We start from the raw sequence: 19,479 nt of genomic DNA on the forward strand, positions 1-19,479 counted from the left end.
GCCAACTTAAATGGAATAGAACCTGTATCTTTGAGACGGTTTGTTCTTTTTCTTCTAAATATTAAAAGAGTTTAATCATCCCAAACCTATGAAGCACATTCGTAACTTTTCGATTATCGCCCATATCGACCACGGTAAATCCACGCTTTCCGATCGCCTGATTCAGGTGTGTGGCGGCTTAACCAACCGTGAAATGGCAGAACAGGTTCTAGATTCAATGGATCTTGAGCGTGAACGTGGTATTACCATTAAAGCTCAGAGTGTGACTCTGGACTACCTCGCCAAGGATGGAGAAACATACCAGCTCAACTTTATCGATACTCCCGGACACGTTGACTTCTCTTATGAGGTCTCCCGTTCTCTCGCTTCGTGTGAAGGGGCTCTGTTGGTTGTCGATGCCGGACAAGGCGTTGAAGCGCAAACGCTCGCCAACTGCTATACCGCGATTGAAATGGATTTGGAAGTGGTTCCTGTCCTGAACAAGATCGACTTGCCAGCGGCAGAACCGGAACGGGTTGCTGAAGAAATCGAGGACATTGTCGGCATTGATGCGATTGATGCTGTACGTTGTTCTGCGAAGACCGGAATCGGTGTCGATGATGTTCTGGAACGTATTGTTTCAGATATACCACCGCCGGAAGGGGATGTTGATGCCCCCTTGCAGGCCTTGATTATCGATTCTTGGTTTGACAATTATTTAGGTGTCGTGTCTTTGGTACGGATTAAAAATGGGATCCTGAAAAAGAACGATAAGATCAAAGTCATGAGTACCGGACAAACTTGGGGCGTTGATCGCCTCGGGATCTTTACACCGAAGCAGGTGGATACCGAGAAGTTAGGCACTGGCGAAGTGGGCTGGGTTGTCTGTGGTATCAAAGATATTCTCGGTGCACCGGTCGGGGATACGTTAACGCATGCAAAATATGGGAGTGAGAAGCCTCTCCCTGGATTTAAAAAAGTCAAACCGCAGGTTTATGCCGGATTATTCCCGGTTTCGTCGGATGAGTACGAAAACTTCCGCGATGCACTCGGAAAACTCAGTCTCAACGATGCATCGTTATTTTATGAGCCGGAGACATCGGCAGCACTTGGTTTTGGTTTCCGTTGCGGTTTCCTTGGCATGCTGCACATGGAAATTATCCAGGAGCGCTTAGAGCGGGAATATGATCTTGATTTGATTACAACCGCACCAACGGTTGTGTATCAGGTCGAGCAAACCGATGGTGAAGTGATTCATATCGATAGTCCGGCTAAATTACCAGCGATAAACGATATCCATGAGATTCGTGAGCCGATCAGTCGTTGTAATATTCTTGTGCCTTCAGATTATCTGGGGAACGTCATTACACTCTGTGTCGATAAACGGGGTGTGCAGGTTGATATGGTCTACCACGGCAATCAGGTTGCTTTGACTTACGATATTCCGATGGCTGAAGTGGTTCTGGACTTTTTTGACCGCTTAAAATCAACTTCTCGCGGTTATGCTTCTCTGGATTATGCTTTCCAACGTTTTGAAACATCAGACATGGTGCGCGTTGATGTGTTGCTCAACAACGAGAAGGTGGATGCTTTGGCGATTATTACCCACAAAGCTCAGGCCCAGACACGCGGACGTCAGCTGGTTGAAAAAATGAAGGAATTCATTCCTCGGCAGATGTTTGATATTGCGATTCAGGCTGCAATCGGTAACCACATTATTGCACGTTCAACCGTGAAACAATTACGCAAAAACGTACTGGCAAAATGTTACGGTGGTGACGTCAGCCGGAAGAAAAAACTGCTGAAGAAGCAGAAAGAAGGTAAAAAACGGATGAAACAGATTGGTAACGTCGAGTTACCTCAAGAAGCGTTTTTAGCCATTCTCCATGTTGGCAAAGATTAATTGACCTTCTGTCCGTTGCACTATCCCCATGAGCTCAAGATGTCTTTTCAACATGTTGAGTGACTTGGATATACACAGATCAAGTGAAAGAGTCTCGGTTCTTTCACTTTCGTATTTTTAACAAAGGGAAGTTCATGGCGAATACATTTTCACTCATACTAGTCATTGTGACGCTAGTGACAGGGATTATCTGGGCGCTTGAAAAGTTTGTCTGGGCGAAAAAACGCCAGCAAAAGCTCGATGAAATTCTGGCTCAGACCAAAGAGCTCGATCCATCCCTACAGCGTCAAGTTTTACCTCAGCCATGGTGGGTGGAAAATAGTGTTTCTATTTTTCCCGTCATTGCATTGGTTCTGATTGTTCGGTCATTTATTTTTGAACCGTTTCAGATCCCATCAGGGTCGATGAAACCGACATTGCTGATTGGTGATTTTATACTGGTTGAGAAATTTGCGTATGGCTTGAAAGATCCGGTGACACATACACAGTTTTTGGCTATCGGTAAACCAAAGCGTGGTGATATAGCTGTGTTCCGTTATCCTCCGGATCCGAGTGTCGATTATATTAAACGCGTTGTCGGATTACCGGGTGATATTGTTCGCTACAGTCCAGATAAGCGTATTTGTATTCAGCCGAAAGGCGCAACTGAATGTAAAATTGTGCCACAGTCGAACCGTGTTCGTAGTGATCTGAAATCGAATGTAGCACCGATGGAGCAACTCGATGAGCAACTGGGCCAAGTGAAGCACCATATTCTGATTAATCCATGGCGGATGGATAACCCGATGAATTATAAACCTCGTCCGGGGGTGAATGAATGGGTTGTTCCTGAAGGGCACTATTTTATGATGGGTGACAATCGGGATAACAGCGCCGATAGCCGTTACTGGGGATTCGTTCCTGAAGCGAATCTGGTCGGTAAGGCTGTTGCGATATGGGTTAGTTTTGAGTTTAACCGCTCGCCTGATAGCGTGTTACCATCATGGATTCCGACCGGAGTTCGCTTGAATCGGATTGGTCAGATTCATTAATATTTACCGGATAATTGCGATTATCAGGGGCATTTATTTAACCAGGCTGGTCAATAGATCAGCCTTTCAATATTGAGAAATCATGAATTCTCCAACATATCAACTTGAGAAAAAAATAGGGTATCAGTTCAATGATGGCGCGGTACTGGAACTTGCACTGACACACCGAAGTGCGAATGGTCATCATAACGAGCGTCTTGAATTTCTGGGCGATTCAATTTTAAGTTTTGTCATCGCAGATGAGCTTTATCACCGTTTTCCGAAGAGTAACGAAGGTGACATGAGCCGGATGCGTGCGACGCTTGTCCGAGGGAACACGCTGGCTGAGCTGGCTCGGGAGTTTGAGCTGGGAGATTACTTAAAATTAGGTCCAGGGGAATTGAAAAGTGGTGGTTTTCGCCGCGATTCAATTCTTGCCGATGCCGTTGAAGCGATCATTGGCGCCATTTATTTGGATAGTGATATCGAGTCGATCCGACGGATCATTTTAGACTGGTATCAGACGCGTTTGGACGCGATTCAGCCCGGGGTGTCGCAAAAAGATCCCAAAACTCGGCTGCAAGAGTACCTGCAAGGCAGAAGAAAACCGCTTCCTGTTTATACAGTGACTAAGATTAAAGGTGAGGCACACAACCAAGAGTTTACTGTGTCATGTGAAGTCGCGGGTATTGGAATGCCTGTTATCGGAAAAGGCACCAGCCGCCGCAAGGCAGAACAAGCGGCTGCAGAGCTAGCACTAGAGCAATTGAATAATGGCTGATAAAGAATTTGATATTGATGCTTTCTTTGCATCAGAAAGTCAGGAAGAGAGTAAACCAGAGAATCAACATTGTGGTTTTGTGGCGATTGTCGGACGACCTAATGTCGGTAAATCTACCTTACTGAACCAGCTACTGGGACAGAAAATTTCGATAACATCGCGTAAGCCGCAGACGACACGCCATCGAATTATGGGCGTCGATACAGATGGGGATTATCAGGCCATCTATGTCGATACACCGGGATTGCATATTGAAGAAAAACGAGCGATTAACCGTCTCATGAACCGTGCTGCAAGCAGCTCACTCAGTGATGTTAATTTGGTTCTTTTTCTGGTCGAAGGCACACACTGGACCAAAGATGATGAGATGGTGTTTACCAAGCTGCATAAAGCAGGTTTTCCGGTCATTCTTTGTGTCAATAAAGTCGATAACGTCAAAGACCGTAATGAAGTGATGTTGCACATGTACGAACTGTCTACCAAGATGGATTTTGTTGATGTGATTCCCATTTCTGCAAAACATGGTAAAAATATTGATGCGATTCGCCATCATGTTCGTGACCATCTTCCTCAAGCGGTTCACCATTTCCCGAGTGAATATGTAACTGATCGTTCGCAACGCTTTATGGCGTCAGAGATCCTCCGGGAAAAAATCATGCGTTTTACCGGAGAGGAACTCCCTTATTCGGTGACGGTCGATATTGAACGGTTTGATTACAACCCGGAAACCGATGGTTTTCATATCAATGGCTTGATTTTGGTCGAGCGGATTGGTCAGAAGAAAATGATCATCGGTAAAGGGGGCGAAAAAATTAAAACGATAGGTCGTGAAGCCCGTCTTGATATGGAAGCGTTATTTGGTCGTAAAGTCTATCTGGAAACTTGGGTCAAAGTGAAATCCGGTTGGGCTGATGATGAAAGAGCACTGAGAAGTCTGGGATATATTGACGATCTATAGTGAGATGACTTTCTCTTGTCGCGGGGCCCGAGTGTCATTGGAGATAAGATCTACAGCCCCTGAGGTTACCCCCTCAGAGAGATAGGAATGATGTCAGAGAACCAACTTCAGCGTTGTTTTGTTTTACATCGACGCTCATATAGTGAAAGTAGCCTGATTATCGATGTCTTTACTGAAGAATTCGGGCGAATGACTTTACTGTCTAAAGGTGCGCGACGCATCCGTTCTCCGCTAAAAGGTGTGTTGCAACCCTTTGTGCCACTGTTTCTGAAATGGTCGGGGAAGGGGACGATGCGCACATTACGTCAGGCCGAGCCGATCAGTCTGGGTTTACCTTTGACAGGCATTCATTTATATTCAGCGTTATATGTCAATGAATTACTGGCACGACTCATCCCTTCAGAAGTTCCCTTACCGGGGCTTTTTTATGATTATCTGCAAGTATTGACCGAACTGGCACAGTCATCGAACCCGGAGCCGGCGCTACGGCGTTTTGAACTCTCGCTGCTGGCTTGTTTGGGTTATGGCGTCGATTTTTTGCATTGTGCCGGCAGCGGAGAACCGGTTGTTCCGACGATGACTTATCGATATCGGGAACAAAAAGGATTTATAGCTTCCGTTCGCAAAGATAATCTGACCTTTGTGGGAGAAGAGTTGATAGCAATTAGTGAACGACGCTTCACGACACAAGCACAGTTACAGGCGGCCAAACGGTTTACCCGGATAGCACTCAAACCTTATCTGGGGGCAAAACCACTCAAAAGCCGAGAACTGTTCATTTCTCAAATTGGTATTTCGAGAGCACGGAGTAAAGGAACATGAGCGCAATTCTTTTAGGCGTTAATATCGATCATATTGCAACATTACGGAATGCACGTGGGACTAAATACCCTGATCCGGTTCATGCAGCTGAGGTTGCTGAACGTGCTGGCGCCGATGGGATCACGATTCATTTGAGAGAAGATCGTCGCCATATTCTTGATCGTGATGTCAAAATTTTAAGAGAGACACTACAAACCCGGATGAATTTAGAAATGGCCGTCACGGATGAAATGGTGGCTATCGCGCTAGAGGTTTGTCCTGATTATGTTTGTCTCGTTCCTGAGAAGCGAGAGGAATTAACCACCGAAGGTGGTCTGGACGTGTTAGGGCAACTTGAGAAAGTTAAAGCCGCTACTCACAAGTTAACTGAAGCTGGTATCAAAGTGTCGCTTTTCATCGATGCTGATAAAGAACAGATTGATGCAGCCAAGGCATGTGGGGCGCCTTACGTTGAGTTACATACGGGGCATTATGCCGATGCTGAAACCTCTGCGGCTCAGCAAGATGAGTTGAAGAAAATTTCCGCAGCAGCCAGTTATGCCAATGATATCGGTCTGATCGTCAATGCCGGTCACGGTTTGACTTACCATAATGTTGCTGCCATTGCTGCAATGCCGGAGATCCACGAACTGAATATCGGCCATTCGATTATTGGTCGTGCCGTTTTTGACGGGCTTGCCAAGGCTGTGGCAGATATGAAGACCTTAATGATAGAGGCCCGGCGCTAATTTATGGCAGTTGTCGGCTTTGGCACTGATATTGTCGAAATCGAGCGGATCGCGGCGGCGATTTCCAGAAATGGAGATGCTTTTGCGCAGCGTATTCTGAGCGAGAGTGAGTTTGCAATTTATACGCAGAGTAAAAAACCGGAGCGGTTTTTAGCGAAACGGTTTGCAGTCAAAGAAGCCGCCTCAAAAGCATTGGGAACCGGGATTGCACAAGGTGTTTCACTGCATGATTTTACTGTGTTGAATGATGAACTCGGTAAACCATGGTTACAGTTGAGTGGTAAAGCCGAAGAATTTGCTCAGTCATATGGCGTGAACGCCATTCACCTTTCGATATCAGATGAGCGACGCTACGCCGTCGCTTCCGTGATTCTTGAAAACAACTCAGGCCATTGATTTCAGGCCATTAAGCGTTGTGCGGCTTCAGCTACTTTTGTCATCTCATCTTGCAATTCGAATAGTTCAGGCTCAAGGTCTTTGATGGCCGTGCCTGAACGCAGTGATTGTTCCAGCGTGGCACAGATTTTCCTTAATCTGGGAACTCCGGTATAGGAACAGCTGCCATGGAGCTTATGGATATGATGAAGTAATGCTTCCTGATCCGATTCACCATTCAAAGACAATTCAATGATCTGATGAACTTCTGGGATCGAGTCAACCAACATCGTCAGCATATCTTTGGCTAAATCTTCTTTATTTGCTGCTTGTTTTAAAGCCATATGCCAGTCAATCACCGAGGATGGTGATGATGTTGGCTGTGTGTTATCAACATCAGCAGATTGCGAATGAACGACTGGCGATGCATCTTGTTGCGACCGTTGTGGCTGAGGATTCCAATGCACCAAAACCTGTTGCAACACATGTTCATCTATCGGTTTAGTCAGATAATCGTCCATGCCTTCATTGAGCAAACGATCCCGTTCTCCCACCATCGCGTGGGCGGTGACGGCAATGATCGGTGTGGTTGTGTTGAGCGGTAATTTCTTGATTTCCTGGCAGGCGGTGACCCCATCCATTTTAGGCATCTGAATATCCATGAAGATAATGTCGAACTTCTGGCGTGTGGCGATCTCGACTGCTTCTTCTCCGTTGGTACAGCTAATTACGGTGTCCACCCTTTCCTGTAATAGTGCTGTGATCAACTTCAGGTTCGCGGGGTTATCGTCGACAGCCATGACGGTTAACGGCATCTTCTCAATTGACGTTGAAAGCGTGTTCTCTTCCCGGAAAGCAGAGAGCTCAGGATGAATATCCAGCATGAGCTGTAATAGTTTTTTACGTGCGAGTGGTTTGGTAAGGCACTTGATCGGATACTGCGTCATCAGGTGATCCGCCAGTGCCAGTTCGGTACTCGGGATCCCGATTAAAACATGTTCAGAACATGCTACCGCTTGTTTTACCAGCGCTTCCGCTTCTTCGGATACCAACTTCTGGGTCGGTGAGAAATTGAGAATCACGTAATCTGACTGAGGTGGATTGTCCGGGAAAGTGGTCATGTAGTTAACGCGTAAGCCAGATTGCGTCAGGGTTTGTTGTAAGATAGAAGCAGACTGCATGTGTGACTCGATCAACAGGACTTCTTTACCTGCCAGTTGTTTTTGCGTGTACCACTCACCCATCATGATATCGGTCGGATGGAGGCGAATGGTGAACCAGAACGTTGAACCGCGGTGCAGACGGCTGGTCAGACTGATTTCGCCCCCCATTTGACTGACTAGTTTTTGGGTGATGACTAATCCAAGCCCTGTGCCGCCATAACGGCGGGAGATACTGGCATCAGCCTGACTAAATGCCTGGAATAACTGTGCTTGTTGTCGTTCTGAAATACCAATCCCTGTATCCCGAACCATAAATTGGAGCTCAACCAAATCATCCCGGACCGAACGAAGCTCGACACTGATGTCAATATTCCCTCGTTCCGTAAACTTAATCGAGTTACCGACAAGATTGGTAATCACTTGCTGGATTCTCAGTGGATCGCCGACCAGACCGACCGGAATCTTCTGATCAACTTTTAGGTTGATTTCCAACCCTTTTTCATGCGCGCTGGTTGCCAGCAGATCGACGACTTCTTCGAGATTTTCTTGCAATTCAAACGGAACATTTTCGAGTGCCAGTTTACCGGCCTCCAGTTTGGAGAAGTCCAAAATGTCATTAATAATCGTCAAGAGGTTATTTGCTGAACGTTCAATGGTTTGCAGGTAATCTTTCTGGCTATTGGTGAGTTGGGTTTTTAGAATTTGTCGGGTGAAGCCAATCACACCATTCAATGGCGTTCTTAACTCATGAGACATATTGGCCAGAAACTCAGATTTTACACGGGCAGCTTCCTGAGCCCGTTTTTTAGCGATATCCAGCTCAACGTTTTGGATTTCAAGTTGTTCGAGTGTCTCTCTTAGATCAGAGGTCGCTTGATCAATGCTATGTTGCATCTCGACATGGTACTCCGACAGAGAAACCGCCATGGCATTGATCCCTTTTTTCAGCTCATCCAGTTCGCCATGCATTTCTCCCTCAATGCGAACATCCAGATGCCCGCGTCGAATCCGGTCCAACATATTTTTCATATGGGTAATCGGCCGGGTGACATCATGGAGTAAACGGAATGCGAAAACACCGGAAAGTGCCAAGCCCAGAATCAAGACTAAAATCGCGGAAAAAATTTCCTGATATTGCTGGAGCCTCAGCGATGAGAGATCGAGTTCAATGACAATGTAGCCAAGGACCGGTAAGGTTTCGGCATTGGCTCTACCGTCAATCAGCCGACTCTCAGCCAGAATCGGCGTGCGAAGAATTAAGGTATTGTTATCCTTCATTTCCGAGCTACCCAAAATTGGAATGGGCTTGTCTTTCGGATAAGTCAGCGATTCGAAATCAGGATGGAAGTTAGACGTGACGAATAGTTCATGGTGTTTGTCGAAAACCGCGATACTCCGGACAAATTGAGAATTCTTGCGGTGTGCATAACTGATGATTCGTCTGACCGATTCTCGGCTATGCTTTTCTAACCCTTCTTCACTCGCGATAGCCAGCGGCTCGATGATATTTGAGCCGGCATGAATCACCTGAGACTCAAGATCGTGGTAACGATTATAAGAAAAAAATGCACTTAACAGCAGGCCGATGATGAGGGTCGGTGCCAGCGTGAGTGTGATGACGCGAGTGCGCAAGCCATATTTGGTGGTCATGAGTCTCTAATTATCATAATGAAGATCAGAAATAACGCATCGAATCATGCACTTTTCTGCTTTTGGTTGAGGTTTTCTTCCGTCACGGAGAAGCTTTATTTGAGTTGCTAGCTTAATCAAGTCATCGACAATTCACAATTTATTCTTGTTAAGAATAGTGAGGATTTCACGAAATTTTATGCCGTTTGATTGTCCGTTTTTTTCTCAGCGGATTATTTGCTAAACATCGTGATGTGGATATGGGAAAATAGCAAAAAATTTGCAAGTCTCTACTGTGATATCGACGGCTCGAACGGGCAGGGGTAACACGGTATTCGGCAACATCACAAGCGGTAATGTATTTATATGGCTCGTTTTTTCCAACCTAAAAAACAATCTACGATTAATAAAAAGCATCAGTTGGTTCAGGTAGCACGCATGGATCACCATGGTGAGGGTATCGCTTATCTGGAAGGAAAACCGGTTTTTATCGAAGGTGCTCTGCCGACAGAACAGGTTCTGATTCAACTGACAGAAAATAAAAGTAAGTATGCCCGGGCGAAATTGATCCAAGTACAACAGGAAAGTACAGAACGAACCAAACCGTTCTGTCCGCATTATCATCGTTGTGGTGGCTGCAACCTGCAACACCTGAGTCATCGGGAGCAAGTCAGATACAAGCAGGAATCGCTATCACAACTGCTGAATAAATTTGCCGGGTTATCTGTGCCACTCTCTCCGGTTGTTTCTGACGTGGATTTGGGATACCGGCGTCGGGCTCGGTTCAGTTTGAAGTGGGATACTCAATCGAAACGTTTGGCATTCGGTTTTCGTCAGAAAAGTAGTAACCGTATTGTCGATATTGAACATTGTGCGGTATTAGCGCCCACTTTAGCGTCACTGATTCAACCCCTCAGAGTGTTATTTGAGTCGATGTCGCAGCCAGAAAAACTCGGGCATCTGGAATTGATTGCGGCTGATAACGGAGCAGTGATGCTGCTGCGTACTCTCGGTCCGCTGACGGATGCCGATCAGGCTGATATCGTTACTTTTGCGCAGCAACAGCAGGTTTCACTCTATATGATGACCGAGGCTGGCAATTCTCGTTTACTGGATGGGCATGAACCTGTTTATCGCGATACAGGGATTGAAATCTCTTTCCTGCCCCACCATTTCATACAGATAAATCGACACATTAATCAGAAAATGGTACATCAGGCGCTTGCTTGGCTGGCACTCAATGAGGAAGATCGTGTGCTAGATTTATTCTGCGGTGTTGGTAATTTCAGTCTGCCAATCGCGCAACAAGTGAAGTCGCTTGTCGGGGTTGAAGGCATTGAAGAAATGGTTGTTCAAGCGCGTAACAATGCAGCACTCAACCAGATTCACAATGCCGTTTTTTATCAGGCGAATCTTGAGAAAACGTTGATCGACATCGAGTGGGCACAGGCGAAATTTGATAAAGTATTGCTCGATCCTGCCAGAGCTGGCGCAAAAGGTGTTATTGAGTTGCTGTCTGATTTCGGGGCTCAGCGCGTGGTTTATGTGTCCTGTGATCCCGCGACACTGGCCAGAGATAGTCAGCAGTTGTTACAGCAAGGATATCAGTTAGAGAAAGTGGGGATGCTGGATATGTTTCCTCACACAAGTCATCTGGAATCGATGGCTTTGTTTACCAAAATGTAACGTGGGTTGTAAAACCGTCAGGTGAGGTGAACTCATCAATAGCGATAGGGTCAAAGTCAAACTACGGGCCCTCAATAAACGAACATAAAACTAGGACGAAATAGAGAATAATGGTTGCGGTAAGAAGCGCACATCTGAACCCAGACGAACAATTTGAACCCGATAAGTGGATCGCCAGTATTGTGCGAGACCCCAAAATCGCGGAGCGACTGAAACAGGTCTATCGACAGATGGAAAACTTAGTGGTCGATCATCCGGCCGGGCCGCTGTTACTGTGGCGTGGTCGTGAGATGATCGAAATACTGGTGACGCTATCGATGGATCAAGAGACGTTAGTCGCAGCGTTACTGTTTCCAATTGTGTCTGGTGGATTGCTCGATGCTGAAATTTTGCAAGAACGCTATGGCAAAGACATTATCAAGTTGATTGATGGTGTTGAGGAGATGGCCGCTATCGGGCAATTGAATGTCACGATGCAAGGCAGTGAAGCCTCAACGCAAGTGGATAATGTCCGGCGGATGCTTCTGGCGATGGTTGATGATTTCCGTTGCGTCGTGATTAAGCTCGCTGAACGAATTTGTAATCTCCGTGAAGTGAAAGATCAACCTGACGAAATCAGACGTCAGGCGGCAAAAGAGTGTGCCAATATCTATTCGCCATTAGCCAACCGTCTGGGAATCGGTCAGTTGAAATGGGAAATGGAAGACTATGCATTTCGCTATCAACAACCGGATACCTATAAACAGATTGCCAAGCAGTTGTCTGAACGACGGATTGTTCGTGAAAGATATATTCAGGAGTTTGTTGAAGATCTGCGTGAAGAAATGCATCTGTCAAACATTCATGCCGAAGTCAGCGGACGTCCGAAACATATTTATAGTATCTGGCGTAAGATGCAGAAAAAGAGCCTGGCGTTCGATGAGTTATTCGATGTTCGGGCGGTTCGGATTATCGCCGAGAAACTTCAGGATTGTTATGCGGCTCTCGGGGTGGTTCATACCAAGTATAAACATTTACCCAGTGAATTTGATGACTATGTCGCCAACCCGAAACCGAATGGATATCAGTCGATTCATACGGTGATTCTTGGTCCTGAAGGGAAAACGATTGAGATTCAGATTCGAACTCGCCAGATGCATGAAGAGTCGGAATTGGGGGTTGCTGCCCACTGGAAATATAAAGAGGGTAGTTCTGCCGGACATCGTGGCTATGATGAAAAAATTACATGGTTGCGCAAGCTGCTTGACTGGCAAGAAGAGATGTCGGATTCCGGTGAAATGCTGGATGAGCTGCGCAGTCAGGTATTCGATGACCGGGTTTACGCCTTTACGCCCAAAGGGGATGTTGTCGATTTGCCGATGGGCGCAACACCGTTGGATTTTGCTTACCATATTCATTCAGAAGTGGGGCATCGCTGTATTGGGGCGAAGGTCGCCGGACGCATTGTTCCGTTTACCCATAAACTGACGATGGGTGATCAGGTTGAAATTATTACAGCCAAAGAGCCGAACCCATCGCGAGACTGGCTCAACCCGGCATTGGGTTTTGTCCATTCCGGACGAGCCCGGGCGAAGATTAACGCTTGGTTTAGAAAGCAAAGTCGAGAGAAGAACCTCGAAGCCGGGCGGGAGATTCTGGAAACGGAACTGGCAAAAATTGGTGCGACACTGAAAGATGCCAGTGAATATGCGCTGAAGCGCTTTAACGTCAATTCGCCCGATGAATTATATGTCGGGATCGGTAGTGGTGATTTACGGATCAACCAGATCGTCAATCACATTAATGCCTTGGTCAATAAGCCGACAGCGGAAGAAGAAGATCAGCTGGTTCTTGAAAAGTTACAGGAGAAGGAGCTGAAAACAGCCACGCCGGCACCGAGTAAAGATGCCGTGGTGGTTGAAGGCGTCGATAATTTAATGACGCACTTGGCGCGTTGTTGTCGCCCGATTCCCGGTGATGAAATTAAAGGCTACATTACTCAGGGACGGGGTATTTCTGTCCACCGGAGTGATTGTGAACAGCTGGAAGAGCTCAGTCATCATGCGCCGGAACGGATTATTGATACCGTTTGGGGGCGCGGACTGCTTGGTTCTTACGTGTTGACCGTTCGGGTTGAAGCGATGGAGCGGGGTGGATTGTTAAAGGATATTACGACGCTGTTGGCGAATGAAAAAATCAAAGTGACCAGTATGAAGAGCCGAACCGATCATAAACGTCAGCTTGTTTATATGGATTTTGATTTGGAACTAACCAGTGTGGAAGAGCTTACACGAGTCTGTCAACGCATCGAGCAGACGAAAGATGTCCTGTCAGTCAAACGACTGGGATAACGAGTATTGACATGCTCATGCCAGTTAAGTCGTTACAGAAAGCGAGGGTGATTCCTCGCTTTCTCTTTGAAGCAGAAGGAAGGTTATGTCTCATCCAATTGAACAGTTAAAGCAGATCATGGCACAACTCAGAGATCCTGAGTCCGGCTGTCCATGGGACCAAAAGCAGACATTTGAAAGTATCGTTCCTCATACCGTGGAAGAGACTTATGAAGTGATCGATGCCATTCATGCCCGGGATTTTGAAAATCTGCAAGAAGAATTAGGTGACTTTGTTTTCCAAGCCATTTTTTATAGTCAGTTGGCGCAAGAACAAGGGTTATTCGATTTTGATGATGTGATTCGAAGTGTCAATGAGAAGCTGATCCGTCGCCATCCGCATGTTTTTTCTGATCAGGTTTTTGACAATGAAGCGGCCATTCGGGCCAACTGGGAAAAAATCAAATCAGCAGAAAAATCCAGTGCAGGTCGGCAAGAGCAAAGCATTTTGGATGGCGTGCCTAAATCGCTTCCTGCATTAAGCCGAGCCTATAAATTACAAGCAAAGTGTGCCAAGCATGGGTTTGACTGGGATACTTTGACACCTGTTGTGGAAAAAGTGCGAGAAGAGCTGAATGAAGTGATTGAAGAGGTGCGTTGCTCACCGCAGGATCCTGCGGCTATCGAAGATGAGTTGGGTGATCTGTTGTTTGCGGTCGTGAATCTGACTCGACATTTAAAGCATCATCCTGAGTCTGCACTTACGCGAGCAAATCAGAAATTTTCCAGACGCTTTCAAGGCGTCGAAGCGCTGGCTAAACAGGAAGATCAATCACTCGATGACTATACACTCAGTGAATTAGATCGTTTCTGGGAACAGGTGAAGCTCCAAGAGAAAAATCAGGGTTCTGATTGAACTCTGGCTTTGGATTGAAGTCCTTATAATGTAGCCCAACCAGAATGAGCTACAATTGTGCTGATTGGATTTGATTTGAAGCAAAAAAGAAAAAGTGGGAGTGTGATAAGTTTCACGTTGTGGCGTTAATGGGGTTCTGGTATATTTACATCCCGTCCAGAAGAAATCCATTTCCCTCATTCAACCAATTTCAGGTTAAACATGACGACAAAGTATATTTTTGTGACTGGCGGGGTCGTATCCTCTCTAGGTAAAGGCATTGCAGCAGCATCTCTTGCAGCGATTTTAGAAGCGCGTGGTCTGAAAGTGACCCTCATGAAGCTCGATCCATACATTAACGTGGATCCTGGCACGATGAGTCCGACTCAGCACGGTGAAGTATTCGTCACTGAAGATGGTGCGGAAACCGATCTGGATTTGGGGCATTACGAGCGCTTTATCCGGACCAAGATGACCAAACGGAACAATTTTACCGCTGGTCGTGTATATGCGGATGTTTTACGCAAAGAACGTCGTGGTGACTATCTCGGTGCGACTATTCAGGTCATTCCTCATATTACCAATTCGATTAAAGACCGTGTGATTGCCGGTGCCGAAGGGCATGAAGTCGCAATCGTTGAAATTGGTGGTACGGTTGGTGATATCGAGTCGCTACCGTTCATCGAAGCCATTCGTCAGCTTGCTGTAGACATTGGTCGTGAAAATGCCATGTTTATGCACTTAACCTTAGTCCCTTATCTGGCCGCTGCCGGAGAAGTGAAGACGAAACCAACCCAGCATTCCGTGAAAGAGTTACTCTCTATCGGTATTCAGCCAGATATCTTGATCTGTCGTTCTGATCGCATCATTCCCGCCAATGAGCGGAAAAAAATTGCGCTGTTCTGTAATGTGGCAGAAAAAGCCGTTATTTCAATGAAAGATGTTGATTCTATTTATAAAATTCCTCAACTGATCAAGTCGCAGGGACTGGACGATTTAGTTTGCTCTCGTTTCGGTATTCAAGCACCGGAAGCCGACCTGTCTGAATGGGAACAGGTCATTTATGAAGAAGCTAACCCGACAGGTGAAGTTGTCATTGGCATGGTTGGTAAATATATCGAGTTGCCTGATGCGTATAAATCAGTCAACGAAGCTTTAAAACATGCGGGTCTGAAAAACCGTTTGAGTGTTCAGATCAAGTATATTGATTCTCAGGATCTGGAGAATAAAGGCGTTGAACTGCTGGAAGGACTGGATGCGATTCTGGTGCCGGGCGGATTTGGTGATCGCGGCGTCGAAGGCAAGATCTTAGCTGCTCAATATGCGCGGGAAAATAAGATCCCTTATCTGGGCATTTGCCTGGGAATGCAGGTTGCCTTAATTGAATATGCGCGTCACGTTGTGGGTATGGAAGGCGCGCATTCAACCGAATTTAATCGAGCAACGCAATATCCGGTTGTGGGTCTGATTACCGAGTGGACCGATTCTGAAGGTCAAGTTGAAGAACGTTCTGAGAAATCAGATTTGGGTGGAACAATGCGTTTAGGTGCGCAGTTGTGCCATCTTGAAGAAGGCAGTAAAGTTCATGCTCTATATGGCAGTAAAACCATTTATGAACGTCACCGTCATCGTTATGAAGTGAATAACGTGCTTCGTCCTCAAATTGAAGCGGCGGGACTGAAAGTTTCTGGTTTATCTGCGGATAAAAAACTGGTTGAGGTGATTGAGAATCCGGATCACCCATGGTTTGTGGCTTCTCAATACCACCCTGAGTTTACTTCAACACCTCGAGATGGACACCCACTGTTTTCTGGGTTTGTAAAAGCCGCTGGTGAGTATCAGCGTCGCAATATTGAGAAATAAAAGGACACGGGTAACGGTAGGGAATACGGTTACCCTAAGATTTGACATTTAAATTCAAAGAGAGGAAACATTAATGTCTAAGATCGTTAAAATTCTAGGTCGTGAAATCATCGACTCTCGCGGAAACCCAACTGTAGAAGCTGAAGTCCACCTAGAAGGCGGTTTCGTAGGTATGGCTGCTGCACCATCAGGTGCATCTACTGGTTCTCGTGAAGCGCTTGAGCTTCGTGATGGCGACAAGTCTCGTTTCCTGGGTAAAGGGGTTCTGAAAGCGATTGAAGCTGTCAACGGCCCAATTGCTGAAGCGCTGATTGGTAAAGATGCGAAAGATCAGGCTGCTATCGATCAGGTCATGATTGATTTGGACGGTACTGAAAACAAATCTAAGTTCGGTGCGAATGCGGTTCTGGCTGTTTCTTTGGCAAACGCAAAAGCTGCAGCTGCAGCAAAAGGGATGCCTTTGTATGAGCACATTGCTGAATTGAACGGTACTCCTGGCGTATTCTCTATGCCATTGCCAATGATGAACATCATCAATGGTGGTGAACATGCAGATAACAACGTTGATATTCAAGAGTTCATGATTCAACCTGTTGGCGCAAGCACACTGAAAGAAGCACTACGTATCGGTGCAGAAGTTTTCCATAACCTGGCTAAAGTTCTGAAAGCAAAAGGCTTGAACACGGCTGTTGGTGATGAAGGTGGTTTCGCACCTAACCTTGAATCAAATGCTGCTGCACTTGCTGCAATTAAAGAAGCTGTTGAGAAAGCTGGCTACGTTCTGGGTAAAGACGTGACTCTGGCGATGGACTGTGCTGCATCTGAGTTCTACAACAAAGAGCAAGGCATTTACGACCTGAAAGGTGAAGGTAAAACTTTCTCTTCTGAAGAGTTCTCTAAATATCTGGAAGGCTTGGTTGCAGAATATCCTATCGTTTCTATCGAAGATGGTCTGGATGAGTCTGACTGGGACGGCTTCAAATTCCAAACTGAACTGCTAGGTGACAAAATCCAACTTGTTGGTGATGACCTGTTCGTGACAAATACGAAGATCCTTGCTGAAGGGATTGAGAAAGGTGTTGCTAACTCTATCCTGATCAAATTCAACCAGATTGGTTCTCTGACTGAGACACTGGCTGCAATCAAGATGGCAAAAGATGCTGGTTACACTGCTGTTATCTCTCACCGTAGTGGTGAAACTGAAGATGCAACAATTGCTGATCTGGCTGTTGGTACTGCTGCAGGTCAAATCAAGACTGGTTCAATGAGCCGTTCTGATCGTGTTGCAAAATATAACCAACTGATCCGTATCGAAGAAGCATTGGGTGAACGTGCACCTTTCAACGGTCTGAAAGAAGTGAAAGGTCAAGCTTAATCGCGGCTTTATCATGAATTAAAAAACGCCTCTTCTGAGGCGTTTTTTTTGGTCTTACGGATTGGATTACCGCGATAAAACCGCTTTGATTGCTGCGACTCTGCGTTTGTCTAATTCATCCCGAATCTCAGAACCTTTCAAGCCTTCGGCAATGATCGATTGAACATCAATCGCAAGTGCAGCCTGATAAGCGGTTTCAAACTGTAACTTTTGTGGATAGGGTATTTCTTCATAGCCCAATCGCCCCTGATGATCTGCCTGACAACAAAGCAGCACACTTTCAAGTCGCTCCGGTTTGCGCCATACATCCATTTTATTCAGTATCTTGAGATAAGTTGCCGGTTTCAAAATAGCAGCGTTGTGAACATTGCTATGTTGTTCACAGACGATTAATGCTAAATCCCGATATTCCGCCGGGACTCGAATCCGTTCGCAAAGCGTACGGATACAGGCTAAGCCGGTGTGTGTATGCATTTTATGGCTTGGCCACTCACTTGGTGGTGTTTTTCCTTTGCCAAGATCATGAACCATCGCTGCAAACCTGACCGGAAGCGATGTCGAAAGACGTGTCGATTGACGCAGAACCATTAATGTATGTTTGCCTGTATCAATTTCAGGATGCCACTTCGGCGGTTGTGGCACCCCGAAAAGACAGTCGATTTCAGGGAAAATGACCGCGAGTGCGCCACACTCTCTTAAGACGGATAGGAATATGTCGGGATGATCTGTTGCGAGCGCTTGATGGAGCTCTTGCCAAACACGTTCTGCGGTTAAGTGAGCAACTTCTCCGGACTGCACCATCTGACGCATTAAGGTCATTGTTTCCGGTGCGATGGTAAAACCAAGTGAAGCAAACCTTGCTGCGAATCTGGCAACGCGGAGAACCCGTACCGGGTCCTCGGCAAAAGCGCTTGATACGTGACGAAGTATTCTCTGTTCCAAATCGGCTTGACCGCGATAAGGATCAATGAGTTGTCCTTGAGGATCTTGTGCGATCGCATTGATGGTTAAATCCCTGCGCATGAGATCATCTTCAAGCGTCACTGCCGGTGAGAAAAAACATTCAAACCCATGATAGCCAGAACCACTTTTCTTTTCGGTTCTGGCGAGCGCATATTCTTCTTTGGTTTGTGGATGAAGAAATACCGGGAAGTCTTTCCCGACGGATATAAAACCTTGTTCAAGCATGAGTGAAGGGGAACTACCGACGACAACCCAATCTCGATCTTTAATAGGAAGACCGAGTAACTGATCACGAACAGAGCCACCGACGAGATAGACTTGCACAGCTTGCCTCTTTTGAAACGGGGGAGGAAATCGTTAAGAGAAGGCCGAAGGCCGGCCTTCTTTATCGATCAGAGCCAGTTTGAGTGTGATTTCTTCCGTCTTGGAATCAAATTCGGCAGGATGATTCCCAATAGAATCCCTCCGAGAGCTACACCGCCACCGTACATAAAATATTTCATTAACAGATCTTCTTTCTGGGTATCCAGCTTTGCTCTCAGCTCACGCGTTTCACTTTGCGCGGTCGCCAGTTTCTGGCTGATCCCACTGTAGTTTTCTTCCAACTCTGCGATCTGCTTGTTACGAATTTCAAGAGACTCGACGAGTCCAGCCTTTTCTTGACTGGCTTTATGTTCTGCATCAGACAACTGTCCCTTCACGTCTTTGAGTTCTTTTTCTAAACGGGGAAGACGGGATGCCATACTCTCAGTTGTGGTAACAAACTTGTCTTGTACCCAACCCTGACGACCTTTGTCATCGAGTATTTCACTATAACCCGTTTCTTTATTAGTTTTCAGAAGCTGAACTTTCTCACCTGCATTGATACTGCCAATGATTCGATACTGATTGCTCGGGCCTGAATGCATATAGGTAAACAAGTCATCTGCTATGTAATGTCCTTGTGCAAAAACGGGTGTGGTCAGAAGCGAAAGCAGCGACATGAATAACAGTTTTTTCACGATAAATCCTTTAACGATAAGGTTGAAAAGTAAATCTAT

14 protein-coding genes and 1 pseudogene are annotated in these 19,479 nt (G+C 46.1%); 12 read left to right on the forward strand and 3 right to left on the reverse strand.

Going from position 1 to position 19,479, the window contains the following annotated elements:
• The first annotated feature begins 88 nt into the window (after window positions 1–88).
• From lepA to acpS, 7 genes are all read left to right on the forward strand, one after another.
• Window positions 89–1,882 (forward strand): translation elongation factor 4, encoded by a 1,794-nt coding sequence (gene lepA, locus MKS89_RS02215; RefSeq protein WP_072960211.1) that lies wholly within the window; start codon window positions 89–91, stop codon window positions 1,880–1,882.
• A 134-nt stretch (window positions 1,883–2,016) separates the two neighbouring features.
• Window positions 2,017–2,913: a signal peptidase I gene (lepB, locus tag MKS89_RS02220; RefSeq protein WP_072960209.1), complete on the forward strand. Its 897-nt coding sequence runs from the start codon at window positions 2,017–2,019 to the stop codon at window positions 2,911–2,913.
• 82 nt (window positions 2,914–2,995) lie between these two features.
• The gene (rnc, locus tag MKS89_RS02225) at window positions 2,996–3,673 is read left to right on the forward strand and encodes a ribonuclease III (RefSeq protein WP_072960206.1); all 678 of its coding nucleotides are present in this window, start codon (window positions 2,996–2,998) and stop codon (window positions 3,671–3,673) included.
• Window positions 3,666–4,631, forward strand: coding sequence for a GTPase Era (gene era, locus MKS89_RS02230; protein WP_072960203.1), 966 nt, complete (start codon window positions 3,666–3,668; stop codon window positions 4,629–4,631). Before rnc ends, era begins: the two co-directional genes overlap by 8 nt.
• Window positions 4,632–4,721: 90 nt before the next feature.
• The gene (recO, locus tag MKS89_RS02235) at window positions 4,722–5,453 is read left to right on the forward strand and encodes a DNA repair protein RecO (protein ID WP_072960304.1); all 732 of its coding nucleotides are present in this window, start codon (window positions 4,722–4,724) and stop codon (window positions 5,451–5,453) included.
• On the forward strand, window positions 5,450–6,181 hold the full coding sequence (gene pdxJ / locus MKS89_RS02240) for a pyridoxine 5'-phosphate synthase (protein WP_072960200.1): 732 nt from the start codon (window positions 5,450–5,452) through the stop codon (window positions 6,179–6,181). Before recO ends, pdxJ begins: the two co-directional genes overlap by 4 nt.
• 3 nt (window positions 6,182–6,184) lie before the next feature.
• On the forward strand, window positions 6,185–6,577 hold the full coding sequence (gene acpS / locus MKS89_RS02245; protein ID WP_072960197.1) for a holo-ACP synthase: 393 nt from the start codon (window positions 6,185–6,187) through the stop codon (window positions 6,575–6,577).
• A 2-nt stretch (window positions 6,578–6,579) separates the two neighbouring features.
• On the opposite strand, the gene barA is transcribed toward acpS, so the two are convergent.
• On the reverse strand, window positions 6,580–9,369 hold the full coding sequence (gene barA / locus MKS89_RS02250) for a two-component sensor histidine kinase BarA (RefSeq protein WP_072960194.1): 2,790 nt from the start codon (window positions 9,367–9,369) through the stop codon (window positions 6,580–6,582).
• A 345-nt stretch (window positions 9,370–9,714) separates the two neighbouring features.
• Here barA and rlmD point away from each other — a divergent pair, with 345 nt between their 5' ends.
• The 5 genes from rlmD to eno all read left to right on the forward strand — a co-directional run bounded on the left by rlmD (window position 9,715) and on the right by eno (window position 17,476).
• The gene (gene rlmD, locus MKS89_RS02255; protein WP_072960182.1) at window positions 9,715–11,034 is read left to right on the forward strand and encodes a 23S rRNA (uracil(1939)-C(5))-methyltransferase RlmD; all 1,320 of its coding nucleotides are present in this window, start codon (window positions 9,715–9,717) and stop codon (window positions 11,032–11,034) included.
• A 110-nt stretch (window positions 11,035–11,144) separates the two neighbouring features.
• Window positions 11,145–13,364: a GTP diphosphokinase gene (gene relA / locus MKS89_RS02260; protein ID WP_072960180.1), complete on the forward strand. Its 2,220-nt coding sequence runs from the start codon at window positions 11,145–11,147 to the stop codon at window positions 13,362–13,364.
• Between the two features lie 85 nt (window positions 13,365–13,449).
• Window positions 13,450–14,259 (forward strand): nucleoside triphosphate pyrophosphohydrolase, encoded by an 810-nt coding sequence (mazG, locus tag MKS89_RS02265; RefSeq protein WP_072960177.1) that lies wholly within the window; start codon window positions 13,450–13,452, stop codon window positions 14,257–14,259.
• 201 nt (window positions 14,260–14,460) lie between these two features.
• Window positions 14,461–16,101, forward strand: a complete 1,641-nt coding sequence (gene pyrG / locus MKS89_RS02270; RefSeq protein WP_072960174.1) for a CTP synthase — start codon at window positions 14,461–14,463, stop codon at window positions 16,099–16,101.
• A 73-nt stretch (window positions 16,102–16,174) separates the two neighbouring features.
• Window positions 16,175–17,476, forward strand: a complete 1,302-nt coding sequence (gene eno / locus MKS89_RS02275; protein ID WP_021020525.1) for a phosphopyruvate hydratase — start codon at window positions 16,175–16,177, stop codon at window positions 17,474–17,476.
• A gap of 66 nt (window positions 17,477–17,542) precedes the next feature.
• Here the strand turns inward: eno and MKS89_RS02280 are convergent.
• Window positions 17,543–18,760, reverse strand: a pseudogene (locus tag MKS89_RS02280) (multifunctional CCA addition/repair protein); the annotation flags it as partial.
• Window positions 18,761–18,831: 71 nt separating this feature from the next.
• On the reverse strand, window positions 18,832–19,440 hold the full coding sequence (locus tag MKS89_RS02285; RefSeq protein ID WP_072960171.1) for a TIGR04211 family SH3 domain-containing protein: 609 nt from the start codon (window positions 19,438–19,440) through the stop codon (window positions 18,832–18,834).
• Window positions 19,441–19,479 lie beyond the last annotated feature (39 nt).

This window comes from Vibrio gazogenes (assembly GCF_023920225.1).
GTDB classification, from domain to species: domain Bacteria; phylum Pseudomonadota; class Gammaproteobacteria; order Enterobacterales; family Vibrionaceae; genus Vibrio; species Vibrio gazogenes.

Coding starts and splice junctions, on each gene's coding strand:
- pdxJ (WP_072960200.1), top strand. CDS start 5,450: ATGAGCGCAATTCTTTTAGGCGTTAATATCGATCATATTGCAACATTA.
- rnc (WP_072960206.1), top strand. CDS start 2,996: ATGAATTCTCCAACATATCAACTTGAGAAAAAAATAGGGTATCAGTTC.
- eno (WP_021020525.1), top strand. CDS start 16,175: ATGTCTAAGATCGTTAAAATTCTAGGTCGTGAAATCATCGACTCTCGC.
- lepA (WP_072960211.1), top strand. CDS start 89: ATGAAGCACATTCGTAACTTTTCGATTATCGCCCATATCGACCACGGT.
- era (WP_072960203.1), top strand. CDS start 3,666: ATGGCTGATAAAGAATTTGATATTGATGCTTTCTTTGCATCAGAAAGT.
- lepB (WP_072960209.1), top strand. CDS start 2,017: ATGGCGAATACATTTTCACTCATACTAGTCATTGTGACGCTAGTGACA.
- mazG (WP_072960177.1), top strand. CDS start 13,450: ATGTCTCATCCAATTGAACAGTTAAAGCAGATCATGGCACAACTCAGA.
- pyrG (WP_072960174.1), top strand. CDS start 14,461: ATGACGACAAAGTATATTTTTGTGACTGGCGGGGTCGTATCCTCTCTA.
- acpS (WP_072960197.1), top strand. CDS start 6,185: ATGGCAGTTGTCGGCTTTGGCACTGATATTGTCGAAATCGAGCGGATC.
- rlmD (WP_072960182.1), top strand. CDS start 9,715: ATGGCTCGTTTTTTCCAACCTAAAAAACAATCTACGATTAATAAAAAG.
- recO (WP_072960304.1), top strand. CDS start 4,722: ATGTCAGAGAACCAACTTCAGCGTTGTTTTGTTTTACATCGACGCTCA.
- relA (WP_072960180.1), top strand. CDS start 11,145: ATGGTTGCGGTAAGAAGCGCACATCTGAACCCAGACGAACAATTTGAA.
- barA (WP_072960194.1), bottom strand. CDS start 9,369: ATGACCACCAAATATGGCTTGCGCACTCGCGTCATCACACTCACGCTG.